At 73.2% G+C, this 13,967-nt stretch carries 12 protein-coding genes; 9 read left to right on the top strand and 3 right to left on the bottom strand.

Annotation, left to right across the window (positions count from 1 at the left end; genetic code table 11):
• The first annotated feature begins 10 nt into the window (after positions 1-10).
• Positions 11-1,177 (top strand): winged helix DNA-binding domain-containing protein, encoded by a 1,167-nt coding sequence (locus OG871_RS29930; protein ID WP_371501082.1) that lies wholly within the window; start codon positions 11-13, stop codon positions 1,175-1,177.
• A 163-nt stretch (positions 1,178-1,340) separates the two neighbouring features.
• Here OG871_RS29930 and OG871_RS29925 read toward each other — a convergent pair whose 3' ends face one another.
• Both OG871_RS29925 and OG871_RS29920 read right to left on the bottom strand, forming a co-directional pair.
• Complete coding sequence (locus OG871_RS29925) at positions 1,341-3,320, bottom strand: glycoside hydrolase family 6 protein (RefSeq protein WP_371501080.1); 1,980 nt, start codon at positions 3,318-3,320, stop codon at positions 1,341-1,343.
• 343 nt (positions 3,321-3,663) lie between these two features.
• Positions 3,664-4,428 carry a GntR family transcriptional regulator gene (locus OG871_RS29920; protein WP_371501079.1) on the bottom strand — a complete coding sequence of 255 codons (765 nt, stop codon included), beginning with the start codon at positions 4,426-4,428 and terminating at the stop codon, positions 3,664-3,666.
• 98 nt (positions 4,429-4,526) lie between these two features.
• Between OG871_RS29920 and OG871_RS29915 the strand changes: the two genes are divergently transcribed.
• Together OG871_RS29915 and OG871_RS29910 are read left to right on the top strand one after the other, a co-directional pair.
• The gene (locus tag OG871_RS29915) at positions 4,527-4,763 is read left to right on the top strand and encodes a hypothetical protein (RefSeq protein ID WP_371501077.1); all 237 of its coding nucleotides are present in this window, start codon (positions 4,527-4,529) and stop codon (positions 4,761-4,763) included.
• 52 nt (positions 4,764-4,815) lie between these two features.
• Entirely contained in the window at positions 4,816-5,028 is a 213-nt protein-coding gene (locus OG871_RS29910) for a hypothetical protein (protein WP_371501075.1), read from the top strand.
• 248 nt (positions 5,029-5,276) lie between these two features.
• Here the strand turns inward: OG871_RS29910 and OG871_RS29905 are convergent, their stop codons facing one another.
• On the bottom strand, positions 5,277-5,846 hold the full coding sequence (locus tag OG871_RS29905; RefSeq protein ID WP_371501073.1) for an antibiotic biosynthesis monooxygenase: 570 nt from the start codon (positions 5,844-5,846) through the stop codon (positions 5,277-5,279).
• A gap of 309 nt (positions 5,847-6,155) precedes the next feature.
• Between OG871_RS29905 and OG871_RS29900 the strand changes: the two genes are divergently transcribed.
• The 6 genes from OG871_RS29900 to OG871_RS29875 all read left to right on the top strand — a co-directional run bounded on the left by OG871_RS29900 (position 6,156) and on the right by OG871_RS29875 (position 13,966).
• Positions 6,156-7,307 (top strand): aminotransferase class I/II-fold pyridoxal phosphate-dependent enzyme, encoded by a 1,152-nt coding sequence (locus OG871_RS29900; RefSeq protein WP_371501071.1) that lies wholly within the window; start codon positions 6,156-6,158, stop codon positions 7,305-7,307.
• 67 nt (positions 7,308-7,374) lie between these two features.
• Positions 7,375-9,012 carry an ergothioneine biosynthesis glutamate--cysteine ligase EgtA gene (gene egtA / locus OG871_RS29895; protein WP_371501070.1) on the top strand — a complete coding sequence of 546 codons (1,638 nt, stop codon included), beginning with the start codon at positions 7,375-7,377 and terminating at the stop codon, positions 9,010-9,012.
• A gap of 134 nt (positions 9,013-9,146) precedes the next feature.
• Positions 9,147-10,484, top strand: a complete 1,338-nt coding sequence (egtB, locus tag OG871_RS29890) for an ergothioneine biosynthesis protein EgtB (RefSeq protein ID WP_371503469.1) — start codon at positions 9,147-9,149, stop codon at positions 10,482-10,484.
• Positions 10,484-11,236, top strand: coding sequence for an ergothioneine biosynthesis protein EgtC (gene egtC, locus OG871_RS29885; protein WP_371501068.1), 753 nt, complete (start codon positions 10,484-10,486; stop codon positions 11,234-11,236). Before egtB ends, egtC begins: the two co-directional genes overlap by 1 nt.
• A 128-nt stretch (positions 11,237-11,364) precedes the next feature.
• Positions 11,365-12,336, top strand: a complete 972-nt coding sequence (gene egtD, locus OG871_RS29880) for an L-histidine N(alpha)-methyltransferase (protein ID WP_371501066.1) — start codon at positions 11,365-11,367, stop codon at positions 12,334-12,336.
• 208 nt (positions 12,337-12,544) lie between these two features.
• Positions 12,545-13,966, top strand: a complete 1,422-nt coding sequence (locus OG871_RS29875) for a sugar porter family MFS transporter (RefSeq protein WP_371501064.1) — start codon at positions 12,545-12,547, stop codon at positions 13,964-13,966.
• The last annotated feature ends 1 nt before the right edge of the window (position 13,967 follow it).

Raw genomic sequence — 13,967 nt, 5'->3', positions numbered from 1 at the left:
GGAGGACCGGATGACCGCCCGCCCGCACATCGACGACGCCCAGCGCCGCGCCCGCCTCGGCGTACGCCAGCTACTGGCCCCGCAGCACCGGGCCGCCACGCCCGAGCAGGTCACCCGGGCGGTCGTCGCGCTGCACGCGTCCGACCCGGCCTCGGTCTTCCTGTCCACCGCCGCCCGCCTCGCCGACCCGGCTCCCGTGGCGGCCGTCGAGAAGGCGCTGTACGAGGACGCCACGCTGGTCCGGATGCACGGCATGCGGCGCACCCTGTTCGTCGTCCCGGCCGGGCTGGCATCCACCGTCCAGGCGTCCACCACCGTCAAGGTCGCCGCCAAGGAACGGATCGGGTTCACCGCCTTCGCGGCGACGGGCGGCTTCGACACCGACTGGCTCGCGGAAGCGGAACGCGAGGCGCTCACCGCGCTGGAGCGGGCCGGGCAGGCCACCGGCTCGCAACTCGGCGCGCTGGTGCCCAGGTTGCGCGAGGAGATCACGGTCTCGGCGGGCAAGCCGTACGAGGCGAGGCAGACCATCGGGACGCGGATGCTGCGAGTGCTCGGGATGGAGGGGTCGATCGTCCGCCGCCGCCCGGTGGGCGGGTGGACCAGCGGCCAGCACCACTGGGCCACCCAGCGGCCGTACCCGGACCGGCCCGCCGCCGAGGCCCAGGCGGAACTGGCCCGGCAGTGGCTGGCCGCCTACGGCCCCGCCACCGTCGAGGACCTCCGCTGGTGGACCGGCTGGGGGCTGCGGGAGGTCCGCGCCGCGCTCGCGGCCTGCGCCGCCGTACCGGTCGGCCTCACCGAGGGCGAGGGCTTCGTCCTGCCCGAGGACACCGGGCCGGTCACCGAACCCGCCCCCTGGGTCGCGCTGCTGCCCGCCCTGGACCCGGCCCCGATGGGCACCCGGTACCGGCACTGGTTCCTGCCGGACGAGCACCAGGGCGAACTCTTCGACCGTTCCGGCAACATCGGCCCGACGGTGTGGTCCGACGGCCGGATCGTCGGCGGCTGGGCCCAGCGGCCCGACGGCGAGATCACCTGGCAGCTGCTCGAACCCGTGGGCCGGGAGGCCGAGTCGGCCGTCGGGGCGGAGGCGGCCCGGCTGAGCGCCTGGGTCGGCGCGACCAGGATCACGCCCCGGTTCCGCACACCGCTGGAGCGCCGGCTCTCGGCGTGACACGGGACGGCGGGGGCCCGGTCCCGCCGTCGCGGGACCGGGCCGTCCTGTCGGTGGGCCGGCTGTCGGTGGGCCGGTTGTCGGTGGGCCGGCCGTTTTGCGAGCGGCATCCGGTCGACCGGAAGCCGGCGGGCGGGCCGTCGGTGGGCCGCCGTTCGGTGGATCAGCTCGTCGCCGTGCAGGTGAGCGCCGGGGCGGCGTTGGCGCCGGAGTAGCTCGCCCCGAAGCCGAAGCCGGCCGAGGCGCCCGGTGCGATCGCACCGTTGTACCCGGCATCGACCACGGCGACCGCCTGGCCGCTCTGGCTCAGTCCGCCGTTCCAGAGGTTGGTGACCTGCTGGTTCCCGCTCCAGCTCCAGGTCACCCGCCAGGACTTGGTGGCCGTGGTGCCGGTGTTGGTCACGGTGACGTTCGCGTTGAACCCCGCGCCCCAGTCGCTGCTGACGGCGTAGCTCGCCGAGCAGCCCGCGCTGCCGCCTCCGCCGCCCCCCGCGGAGGTGGTGACGGCGAGAGCCGCCGAGAGGGCCGAGGCGTTGCCCGCGGCGTCCCGTGCCCGGACGGTGTAGCTGTACGCGGTGGCGGCGCTCAGCCCGCTGTCGCTGTACGCCGGGGTCGAGGCCGAGCCCACCAGCACCCCGCCGCGGTAGACGTCGTACGCCGTCACCCCGACGTTGTCCGTCGAGGCCGTCCAGGCCAGCGACACTCCGGAGGCGGTGACCGCCGTCGAGCGCAGCCCGGCCGGGACGCTCGGCGCGGTGCTGTCCGCGCTGCCGCCGCCGAGCGGCGGGTAGGCGTTGCGGACCAGCTCCTGGAACTGGGCGGAGAACCAGTGCCCGGCCAGGGGGGAGTTCGGCAGCGCGCCGGACATCTGGTTCCCGTTGCGGGCGTTGCCGGTGTACGTCGGGTCGCACATCCGGTCGAAGCCCTTGCCCTCGTCGTTGGCGATCCGGGAGCTGGCGCCGTCCGACTCGCCCGGCGGCTTCACCCAGACATAGGCGTCGATCCCGGGCTGCGGGGACGCGGCCGGCCGCTCACCGAGGCCCGCGCCGGACTGGTTGCACCAGTTGCCCGTCTGGAACCGGCGGTCGATCCGCCCGCCCTCGACGTAGCTGTCCACGCTGGTCCTCGGGCCGGGCCCGGCGGGCCGGCCGGCACCGCCCCAGCCGTTGCGCGACGTGTCGATCAGCATGCCGACGCCGGCGTCGAAGCCGGCCGCCACCGCCCGCTGGCGGAAGGCCTGGGCGTAGCCGAGCTCGTCGACGTAGCGGTTCCAGTCGACCCACTTGCTCTGCCGCACCGACGTCCCGTTGACGGAGTCGTCGATGGTGAAGTTCGGCTCCCTGAGCGCCGAGTAGTTGGCGGTGTTGACCACGAAACCCTGGACGTCCGCGACCGTGCTGCCCGCCGAGGTGGCCGCCTGGTGGAGCAGTTGCACCGCCGGATCCAGGTTGGAGTCCCAGCCGAGCCAGCCGTGGTGGCCCGCGTCGATGTAGTTGTACACGTTGGGGACGGCGCCGAGCCTACCGAGCGCGTAGCCGACACCGTTGACGTAGTTGCCGTTCGCCTTCATGGTGTCGCACTGCGGGGTGGCGGTGGCCGTGCCGCCCGCGTTGGTCACCAGGTTGGGCAGCGAGTCGATCTCGATGGTGTTCACGATCCGCAGACCGGCGTAGGCCGGGTCGGCCAGGATCGCCGCGATCGGATCGATGAACTCCGCCTTGTAGCGCGGGAGTTCCGTCGGCCCGAGCTCGCCGTTCGAGGCGAGTGCGGCGCAGTCGCGGCCCGGCAGGTCGTAGATGACCAGCTGCACCACGAACGGCCGGCCGGCCGCCTGGGTGACGGCGGCGTCGAGATGGGCCCGCAGACCCATCGCGCCCGGCCCGCCCTGGATGGCGGCGATCCGGTCCAGCCAGACGGCCGTCGGCTGGTCAGCCACGGCGCTGCCGCCGGGCTCGGCCGCCGCACGGGCGGACCACTCGGGGTTCACGTAGACGCCGGCACCCGTGTACGGGTTGTCGACGCGGGCGGCGAGCTGGGCGGCCTGGGCCGCCGGTGCGGCAGCGGCGGCCGGGGCGAGGCCGGCGGCCGCGAGGGCGGTGACGGCGAGCGCGGAACGGAGACCGCGCAGGAGGTGGGATGGCACGTACGGGATCCTTTCGGGTGGGGGTGGATCCAGGCTGCGCTGAGCTGTGGGGGGCTGGGCCGGGTGGTGCGTGCGGCGCGTCCGCCGTGGGAGCGCTCCCACGACAGGCTGTGCGACCGGGCGTCGACCGGGCGGGGCACGAGCAGGACTGACGCTTCGCCCGGGCCGCGGCGTGACAAGCTTTCCGCAGCCCGGACGGGGTCCTGAGCTCATGGCTTATCAAGCCATGCACGCAGTCAATCGTCAAGCGGTGCAGCAGCGTTCAGAAAGTGAAGCATGCGGAAAGGAGATGGGAGCGCTCCCCTATTGAGAGACCCGAGTCCGGGTCGGGGGCGCACGGGACTCAGGAGTTGCCGGGCCGCGGCCGGCTGCCGTACTCCACGACCCAGCGGGAACCGAGCAGCACGATGTCGGCCGTCTCCACCGGACGGCCGGACGCCCGGTCGTAGTGGGTGCGCTCGACGGCCAGCACCACCGCGCCCGGCTGGACACCCAGCCGCTGGGCCTCCTGACGGGTGGCCTGACGGGCACTCACCCGCTCCACCGGAAGCCCGACCTCGATCCCGATGACGGCCATCCGGTCGGCCACACCGATGCCGCCGTGCGGGCCGGCCTCCGGCAGGACGATCAGACTGTTGCCGGTGACGGCCATCGGCTCCCAGGAGTCCGAGAGTTGCACCGGCACGCCGTCCGCGAGGTGGACGTAGCCGGTGTGCACCACCGGGTCGCCGACCGCGATCCCGAGCCGGGCGGCGATCGCCGCGTCGGCCCTGGCGGTCGCCGACTCGGTCCGCCGAGTGGCCTCCACGCCCTGCTCGGCCAGCATCGCCCTGACGGGCGATCCCCGCCCCGGGCCGACCCGCTGATGCCGCAACAGGACGTTCGGCGCCTCCTGCGACTGGACGAAGTATCCCGCGCCTGGCCGGGCGACCACGAGGTTCTCCTCGATCAGGATGCCGTAGGCACGCTGGGCTACTCCGCCCGAGTAGCCGTACTCCTCGGCCAGTTCACTGATCGACGGGAGTCGCTCGCCCGCGACGACGCCGCCGTCGACGATCCGGGCGCGCAGCTCGTCCGCGATGCGGAGGTACGGCGGGGTCTCCGTCACGGCGTCCTCTCTACTGCATCGGTCTGACCTGGATGACACGGTAGCGCGAGTAGGACTACTCTATCGATACGGTTCAGCCGTACCTATAGGGGAGAGCGGTGGAGATCAGTGTGCGCGCGGCCGCGCTGCGGAGCGCCATCGAGCAGGCCACCGGGGAGCCGGCCGTCGCGCATCCCATCGACACCGGCCTGCGGATCAGCGCTCCCGTCCCCGCCGACTGCGGCCCCGAGCGCTGGGCCGACATCCTCAGCGCCGTCGCCGTCGCCGACCGCTGGGGCGCCACCGGCGCCGCAGGCCTGACCCAGATCTGGGTCGAGATCCAGGAGGACTCATGACCACCCCTCAACTCCGCTCCACCGCCACGGGAACGGCCTCGGAAGGTACGCCATGACGCCACAGCGATGGGAGCCCGGCCGGTACCAGGTGGACCGCTTCCCGCCGGACGAGCTCGGCCGGGTGATGTGGGGCATCCGCGACCTGCACCACGGCGGAGCCTGGGTGGAGACCGCCGGCGAGCTGGAGCGCTACCCGCTCCGCGGCAGCGCCGAGCAGTGGATCCGCGCCCGCCGGTACGTCGACGAGGGGCGGCCCCGTGGCTGACCCGGACACCGCCGCGCCGACCATGGGCTACTGCGTCGACTGCGGGGACTACGTGCTGGGACGCCCGGTCCGGCCGATCAACGACCGGGCGGAGGCCGTCGACCGGCACCGGGGCTGCGGCGGCGGGAACGGGCGCCGGCGACCGACTGTCGGGGCTGTCGGTGCCGGCGGGGCCGGCGGTAGGGGCAGTACGGGCGGTACGGGCGGTACGGGCGGTACGGGCGGTACGGGCGGTACGGGCGGGGCCGTCAGGCCGGGAACAGCCAGCGCCGAAGCAGGCGGGTGACCGCCGGCAGTCCGAGGTAGGTCATCAGGCTGCTGATGACCGGGGCGAGCAGCAACGAGCGCAGCACCACCGGCAGGCCGGCCAGGTGCGGTGTCACGAGCAGGTTCGCGGTGATGGTGAGGGGTGCGATGGCCACGGTGGAGGCCACCGCCATCTTCCAGCGGGCCGGCGGGGTGCGCCGGGCCCCGGTCGCTGTCGTCGCGAACCAGCCCTCCATGCCGTGGAGTTCACGCCTGGCGACCTCGACGTGGTGCCCGTCCACGCGGGCGAAACAGGCCGCGCGGGCGGGCGAGCCCTGCCAGGCGCCGAAGGAGTCGGCGTCCCGGAAGTGGAGCAGCAGGTGCCAGGGGGCGCCGGGCTCCGCCGGCCGGAGCAGACCGGTGCCGAGGTTGCCGGGGTGGTCGGCCGCGGCGCCGAGGATGCCCCGGGCCCACGTCTCGAACGCGTCCTCGTGGCCGGGGTCGACCCGCCGGGCCACGAACAGGGTGACCTCGTCGCCTGCGGCGCTCTCGAGACCTTCCAGCACAGCCATGCCGCTCCCCCGCATCCGCTCGGTCGATCACCTGGCCGGTCGATCACTCGGCCAGTCAGTCGGTCAGTCAGTCGGTCAGTCAGTCGGTCAGTCGCTCGCTCGACCGGGCCGTGGCCCGATCAGGTCGGCAGGGTACGCGCTCGCGCGCCCCGACCTCGTCGGCGTCCGGCAGGCGGCGCGGGCGGTGGCGGCACGGGCGGTGGCGGCGCAGGTGGCGACGGTGGCGCGTGTATCCCTGGTGGCCCGGGTAGGCCCGGGTAGACCCGGGTAGCGTGGGCCCGGCGGGGGCACCGTCCGGAGGGAGCAGCCGTGTTCGAGGCGTTCGACCGCAGCGGGACGGGCAGCAGCAAGTGGGCCCGCGCCGGTGCCGGACGGATCGCGCTCGGTCTCGCGGACATGGACCTGCCCGGCCCACCCGCGATCGGCGCGGCGCTGGCCGCGAGGGCCCGGCACGGCGCGTTCGGGTACACCGTCTGCGACCCGGGCGGCCGGCGGCTGGTGGCCGACTGGTACCGCCGCCGGCACGCCGTCGAGATCGACCCGGACTGGGTGATGCTGCTGCCGTTCGGCCCCCGCACGGCCGTCAGGCTGCTGCTGGAGGCCGCGGCGCCCGGCTCGCCGGTGGTGTTCGGCTCGCCGGAGTGGGGCGGCTTCGGGCAGCTGTGCCGGGCGGCCGGGCTCCCGCACCGCGAGGTGCCGTTCGTCCGGGACGCGGAAGGCTACCGGCTGCCGTTGGCGGAGTTCGCCTGGCCGCGGCCGGGCGTGGTGCTGGTCAGCAGTCCGCACAACCCGTCCGGGCAGCTGTGGCGGCACTCGGAGATCCGGGCGCTGGCCGAACTGGCCGCGGAGTCCGGCGGCCTGCTGGTCTCGGACGAGGTCCACGGCGACCTGACGCACCCCGACGCGGGCACCCGGCATCCGGTCGCCGTCGCGGTGGCCGGCGCGGCGGCCCGGCACACCGTCACCCTGAACTCGGTGGGCAAGACCTTCAACACCTCGGGCATCCCCTCCTGTTTCGCCCTGGTCCCGGACGAGGGCCTGCGCGAGCGGTTGACCGCGGTGATGGCCGGCCACGGTCTCTGGGAGGGCGGCCTGCTGGAACAGCTGGTCCAGCAGGCCGCGTTGGCCGAGGGCGAGGCCTGGCTGGACGGCCTCCTCGACCATCTGACGGCGGCCCGTGAGCTCGCCGTCGCCGCCCTCGGTGGAGCGGTGTCCGTGCGGCCGCAGGCCTCGTACCTGATGTGGCTGGACGGCGCCGCGCTGGGGCGGGCCGCGGGGCTGGAGGCCGGGGTGCCGCCCGAGCGGCTTCGGGAGCGGTTGCTCACCGAACGTGACGTCGAACTGTCGGACGGTTCCGAGTTCGGCCGGGCCGGCCACGGCGGCCTGCGAATGAACTACGCGCTGCCGCTCAACCGGTTGCGGCTCGCGCTCACCCGCCTGACCTGTGCGGAAAGACTCTGAGGGGCGGCGAGGTTTGCCCCGTTGCAGACTGAGCAGGAACAACCGGGCCGCAAACCGCGAACCGAGGATGGTGAGTCCGGTGATACCCGCACGCCCGCACCAGGCAACGGCGCAGCAAGAATCGCCACCCAGCGTGACCCCATTGACCGAGGCGTCGGCCGAAGAACATCTGGCCGGCATCTGTTTCAAGATCGGTCCTCCCCGTCTGATCGGGGTCGAGACCGAGTGGTTCGTCCATGACTCCCGATGTCCGGACGCTCCGATCGACCCCGGCCGGACGGCCGCCGCGCTGGCGGCTCTGCCCGGCACTCCCGACAGCCCGCTGCTGCCCGCGGGTGCCAACCTCACCCACGAACCCGGCGGCCAGGTCGAGCTGAGCTCCCTGCCCGCCGAGGGACCCACCCGCTGCGCGAACGACCTGCTGCGGGACCAGGCCGCCCTCCGCGCCGCCTTCGCCACCCAGGACCTCCGGCTCACCGGGAGCGGCACCGACCCGCTCGCCCGCGAACGGCGGATGCAGCTCGCCCATCCCCGGTACGTGGCGATGGAGAAGTACTTCGACCGGGCCGGTCCGTGGGGCCGGATCATGATGTGCGGCACCGCCTCGGTGCAGGTCAGCGTGGACGCCGGCACCGAGACCGGCCCGCAGGCACTGGCGGACCGCTGGCGGCTGGTGCACCAGTTGGGCCCGCTACTGGTCGCCGCGTTCGCCAACTCGCCGCTGCTGGACGGCCGCCCGACCGGCTACCGGTCGACCCGGCAGATGGTCTGGTCGCGGATGGACCCGAGCCGCACCCTGGCCCCGTCGCCGGACGGCGACCCGCGGGCCGCGTGGGCGCGGTACGTGCTGGACGCCAAGGTGCTCTGCGTCCAGCGGCCGGACGGCCGGCCGTGGACGGCGCCGGCCGGGCTGACCTTCCGGGACTGGCTGCGAGGCGCGGGCGAACGGCCGGCCACGCTGGCCGATCTCGACTACCACCGCACCACGCTCTTCCCGCCGGTCCGACCGCGTGGTCACCTGGAGCTGCGGATGCTCGACGCGCAGCCGGGCGACGGCTGGCTGACGCCGCTGGCGCTGGTCGGCGCACTGCTGGACGATCCGGTGGCGGCCGACGAGGCCTTCGCCGCGCTGGAACGGCTGCATTCGCTCGATGCCGTGACCGCTCGCGGGGCGGTGAACGGTTGCGCCGGCGCGCATGCTCGCGGTGGTGCGAACGGTCTCGGCGGCGTGAACGATCGCGCCGACGTGAACGATCGCGGGAGTGCGAACGATTTCGGGAGTGCGAACGATCGCGGTGGCGTGAACGCCAAGGCGAGCGCGAACGCTCACGACCAGCGCAACGTTCACCACTCCACCAGCATTCACCACTCCGTGAATGGTCACCGCACCACAAACGTGCGCGGTTCAATGAACGCTCGCGTCGGCGCTCATGTCGACTACACCGTGAATGCCCCGCGCAACGCCCTGTGGCAGCGCGCCGCGGTGCTCGGCATGGCCGATCCCGAACTTCGCCGCGCCGCCCTCGCCTGTTTCGGAGCCGCCGAGCGGGCGCTCGCCCGGTCCGAGGGCGCCGAAATGCTGCGCGAGCGGCTGACCGCGTTCGCCGAACGCTACCCGGCCCGCGGCCGCTGCCCCGCCGACGACCAGCTGGACGCCCTGCGAACCGGCGCCCTGCCCGTACCCGAGGAGGCCGCACCGTGCTGAACACCGACCGGCCCGGGCCGACCACCACGGCTTCCGGCACCACCTCCGGCACCACCACCGGCACCACCTCCGGCACCACCACCGGCGCTACCGCAGGCACCACCACCGGCGCCACCCCCGCGACCCCCGGCGCCCTGCGCGACCTGATCGCCGACGAGCTGATCGCCGCCCGCGACCGCACCGCCCGGCTGACCGACTGCGTCGAGGACCACGACCTCACGGCCCAGCACTCCCCCCTGATGTCACCGCTGGTCTGGGACCTCGCCCACATCGGCAACCAGGAGGAGCTGTGGCTGCTGCGCAACGTCGGCGGCCGCGACCCGATGCACCCCGAGATCGACCCCCTGTACGACGCGTTCGAGCACCCGCGCTCCGAGCGCCCGACCCTCCCGCTGCTGCCGCCCGCGGAGGCCCGCGCTTACGCGCACGACGTCCGCGGCCGGGTGCTGGACCTGCTGGCGGCGAGCCCCCTGGAGGGCACCCCGCTGCTCGCCGACGGCTTCGCCTTCGGCCTGATCGCCCAGCACGAGCAGCAGCACGACGAGACCATGCTGATCACCCATCAGCTGCGCCGGGGCCCGGTCGCGCTCACCGCGCCGCCGCCCGCCCCGCCCGCGGACGCCGGCCGGCTGCCGGCCGAGGTGCTCGTTCCGGCCGGGCCGTTCACGATGGGCACCGACACCGAGCCCTGGGCGCTGGACAACGAGCGCCCCGCGCACCGGGTCGACCTGCCGGCCTTCCGCCTCGACACCACCCCCGTCAGCAACGCCGCCTACCAGCGGTTCATCGCCGACGGCGGCTACCGGGAACCGCGCTGGTGGACGCCCGAGGGCTGGCAGCACCGGATGCGGGCCGATCTGGTCGCGCCGCTGTTCTGGACCGAGGAGGGCGGGCAGTGGCTGCGCAGACGATTCGGCGCGGTGGAGCCGGTCCCGCCCGAGGAGCCCGTCCTGCACGTCAGTTGGTACGAGGCGGACGCGTACGCCCGGTGGGCCGGGCGGCGGCTGCCGACCGAGGCGGAGTGGGAGAAGGCCGCCCGGCACGACCCGGCAGCCGACCGTTCCCGCCGCTTCCCGTGGGGTGACGCCGCCCCCGGGCCCGAGCACGCCAACCTGGGCCAGCGCCACCTGCAGCCCGCTCCGGCCGGCAGCTACCCGGCCGGACAGTCCCCTTACGGGGCACGGCAGTTGATCGGCGACGTGTGGGAGTGGACGGCCAGCGACTTCCTGCCGTACCCGGGCTTCCGGGCGTGGCCGTACAAGGAGTACTCGGAGGTCTTCTTCGGGCCCGAGTACAAGGTGCTGCGCGGTGGGTCGTTCGCGGTGGCGCCGGTCGCCTGCCGGGGCACCTTCCGGAACTGGGACTACCCGATCCGCCGCCAGATCTTCGCCGGGTTCCGCACCGCCTGCTCCGTGGACGACGGGTACGGGTACGGGTACGGGTACGGCGCCGAACCCCGGGGCGGCAGCTGATGTGCCGCCACCTCGCCTATCTGGGCGAGCCGGTGCCGATCCGGCAGCTGGTCGTGGATCCGCCGTTCGGGCTGTACCGGCAGTCCTGGGCGCCGCGCTCGCAGCGGTACGGCACGGTCAACGTGGACGGGTTCGGCGTGGGCTGGTACGCCGAGGGCGACGCCGTCCCCGCGCGGTACCGGCGGGCCGGGCCGATCTGGGCCGACCAGTCGTTCGCCGACCTGGCCCGGGTGGTCCGTACCCGGGCGCTGCTGGCCGCCGTCCGCTCGGCCACCGAGGGTTGTGCGGCCGGTGAGAGCGCGGCAGCGCCGTTCGCCGAGGGTCGCTGGCTGTTCAGCCACAACGGCGCGCTGCCCGGCTGGCCCGAGCGGTACGACAAGGCCGCCGCCGCGCTGCCGCCGGCGGAGCTGCTCGCGCTGGAGGCCCGCAGCGACTCGGCCCTGGTGTGGGCCCTGGTGCTGCACCGGCTGCGGGCCGGGGCGAGCCCGGGCGAGGCCCTGGACGACACCGTGCGGGCGCTGGCCCGGTACGGCGAGGCGCGGCTCAACCTGCTGCTGACCGACGGCACCTCGATCGCCGCGACGAGCTGGGGCGACACGCTGTTCCACCGCACCGAGCGCGGCGCGGGCGGCGCGGTCCTGGTCGCCTCCGAGCCCGGCGACGACGGGCCGGGCTGGACGGCGGTGCCGGACGGCTCCCTGCTGACCGCCGACCGGAACGGTGTCGATGTCCGCCCGATCAGACCGAGTTGACGCCCGCCGCACGGATGGGCGAGTTCCGGGCGACGAGTTCCGGGTACCCGGTACCGAGACCGACCGGCACATGAGTGGCGAGAGACGAGTGACGAGTGATGAGTGACAAGTTGAGAGGACGACCCGTCGTGAGCTCCTACGACCTGACCCGTTTCCTGGCCGCCGACCACTTCAGCCATGCGCTACGGCACGACGTGCAGCACGGCCTGACCGCGAGTCCCAAGACCCTGCCGCCCAAGTGGTTCTACGACACCCGGGGCAGCGAGCTCTTCGAGGAGATCACCCGGCTGCCGGAGTACTACCCCACCCGGGCCGAGCGGGGGATCCTGATGAGCAGGGCGCGGGCGATCGCCGCGATCACCCAGGCGAGGACGTTGGTGGAGCTGGGCTCCGGTTCGTCCGAGAAGACCCGGTTGCTGCTGGACGCCCTGCGGGAGCTGGGGACGCTGGAGACCTACGTCCCGGTGGATGTGAGCGAGAGCGCACTGGACGCGGCCGGGAAGGCGCTGGCCGTCGAGTTCCCCTCGCTCGCGGTGCACGCCGTGGTGTCGGACTTCACCCACGGCCTGGACCTGCCGACCGGCCCCGGGCCCAAGATCGTGGCGTTCCTGGGCGGGACGCTGGGCAATCTGCTGCCGGAGGAGCGCGCCGAGTTCCTGTCCGCGCTGCGCGGCATGCTGGATCCCGGCGACTTCCTGCTGCTCGGGACCGACCTGGTCAAGGACCCGAAGGTCCTGGTGGCGGCGTACGACGACACGGCCGGTGTGACGGCCGCGTTCAACAAGAACGTCCTGGCGGTGCTCAACCGGGAGCTGGACGCCGATTTCGACCCCGCACAGTTCGAGCACGTCGCGCTCTGGGACGCCCGGCAGGAGTGGATCGAGATGCGGCTGCGCTCCACCCGCGCGCAGAGCGTGAAGATCCGGGCGCTGGACCTGGCGGTGCACTTCGAGGCGGGCGAGGAGATGCGTACGGAAGTGTCGGCCAAGTTCCGTCGGACCCGGGTGGCGGACGAGCTGTCGGCGGCGGGCCTGCGGCTGTCCGAGTGGTGGACGGACTCGCAGGGACGGTTCGGGCTGTCACTGGCGGTGCCGAGGTGAGCTGAGCCGAGCCGAACCTGGGCGGCCCCGCGCCGGACACCGCGCCGGACACCGCGCCGGACACTGCCGGGGCCGCCTACCCATTCAAGCCTTGAACAATCAGAATGCCGATAGACCCCTAAAATCCCGATCCTGAGTGCATGAGTTGAATTAACACGGGCTACGCTCTCGATGCCAAGCTCAATGTTGAGTACTCAGGAGTCGCATTGTGAGCGTCACCCAACAGTCCGTGAAGGCGGAGGCCCAGCCCTTCGACCGGCTCGGGTTCGTCATCTTCATCACGGCCGCCGCCGCCCTCGGCGGCTTCCTGTTCGGCTACGACAGCTCGGTGATCAACGGTGCCGTCTCCGGCATCCAGGGCCGGTTCGCCGTCGGTGACGGTGTGACCGGCCTGATCGTCTCCTCCGCGCTGCTGGGCTCGGCGGTGGGTGCGGCGCTGGCCGGCCGGTTCGCCGACAAGTACGGGCGGATCCGGGTGATGAAGGTGGCCGCCGTGCTGTTCGGGGTCAGCGCGGTCGGCTCGATGCTGCCGTTCGCCGCCTGGGACCTGGCCTGCTGGCGGGTCCTGGGCGGTGCGGCCATCGGCATCGCGTCGGTGATCGCCCCCACCTACATCGCCGAGGTGGCCCCGACCCGCTACCGGGGGCGGTTGGCCTCCTTCCAGCAGGCCGCGATCGTACTCGGCATCGCCATCTCCCAGCTGGTGAACTGGGTACTGGCGGAGGCCGCCGGCGGTGACACCCGCGGGCGGCTGCTGGGCCTGGAGGCCTGGCAGTGGATGCTCGGCATCTGCGTCCTGCCAGCCGTCGCCTACTTCGTCCTGGCCGCGCTGATCCCCGAGTCCCCGCGCTTCCTGATCTCGGCCGGCAGGCTGGACGAGGCCCGCTCGGTGCTCCGCGAGGTGGAGGGCGGCGCGATCGACACCGAGGCCCGGATCGAGGAGATCCGGACCCTGATCGCCACCGACCACCGGCCGCGACTGCGCGACCTGTTCGGCGGGCGCTTCGGCCTGCTGCCGATCGTCTGGGCCGGCATCGGCCTCTCGGTGTTCCAGCAGCTGGTCGGCATCAATGTGATCTTCTACTACTCGTCGATCCTCTGGCAGTCGGTCGGTGTCGACCAGAGCAGCTCGCTGCTGATCAGCTTCTCCAGCTCGATCATCAACATCGTCGGTACCGTGATCGCGATCCTGCTGGTCGACCGGATCGGCCGCAAGCCGCTGGCCCTGGTCGGTTCGGTCGGTATGGCGGTGTCGCTGTCCACCGCGGCCTGGGCGTTCTCCTACGCCACCGGGAGCGGGGACGACGTCTCCGTCCCGGACCTGCAGGGCACCGTGGCGCTGATCGCCGCCAACGCCTTCGTCCTGTTCTTCGCGCTCTCCTGGGGCGTCGTGGTCTGGGTGATGCTCGGCGAGATGTTCCCCAACCGGATCCGGGCGGCGGCCCTGTCGGTGGCCGCCTCGGCCCAGTGGATCGCCAACTGGGCGATCACCGTCAGCTTCCCGTCGCTGTCGCGGTGGAACCTCTCGGCGACCTACGCGATCTACGCCGCCTTCGCACTCGGCTCGGTCTTCTTCGTCGCCAGGTTCGTGAAGGAGACCAAGGGCGTCCGGCTGGAGGACATGGGCTGAC

It is taken from the genome of Kitasatospora sp. NBC_00374, from assembly GCF_041434935.1.
Taxonomy (GTDB): domain Bacteria; phylum Actinomycetota; class Actinomycetes; order Streptomycetales; family Streptomycetaceae; genus Kitasatospora.
The sequence above is the reverse complement of the archived record's forward strand: the minus strand, read 5'-3'. Positions and strand labels throughout refer to the sequence as shown.

What these genes read in the sequence shown, in the direction of transcription:
- OG871_RS29930 (WP_371501082.1), top strand. Translation starts at nt 11, where the DNA reads ATGACCGCCCGCCCGCACATCGACGACGCCCAGCGCCGCGCCCGCCTC.
- OG871_RS29910 (WP_371501075.1), top strand. Translation starts at nt 4,816, where the DNA reads ATGACGCCACAGCGATGGGAGCCCGGCCGGTACCAGGTGGACCGCTTC.
- OG871_RS29905 (WP_371501073.1), bottom strand. Translation starts at nt 5,846, where the DNA reads ATGGCTGTGCTGGAAGGTCTCGAGAGCGCCGCAGGCGACGAGGTCACC.
- egtA (WP_371501070.1), top strand. Translation starts at nt 7,375, where the DNA reads ATGGTGAGTCCGGTGATACCCGCACGCCCGCACCAGGCAACGGCGCAG.
- egtC (WP_371501068.1), top strand. Translation starts at nt 10,484, where the DNA reads ATGTGCCGCCACCTCGCCTATCTGGGCGAGCCGGTGCCGATCCGGCAG.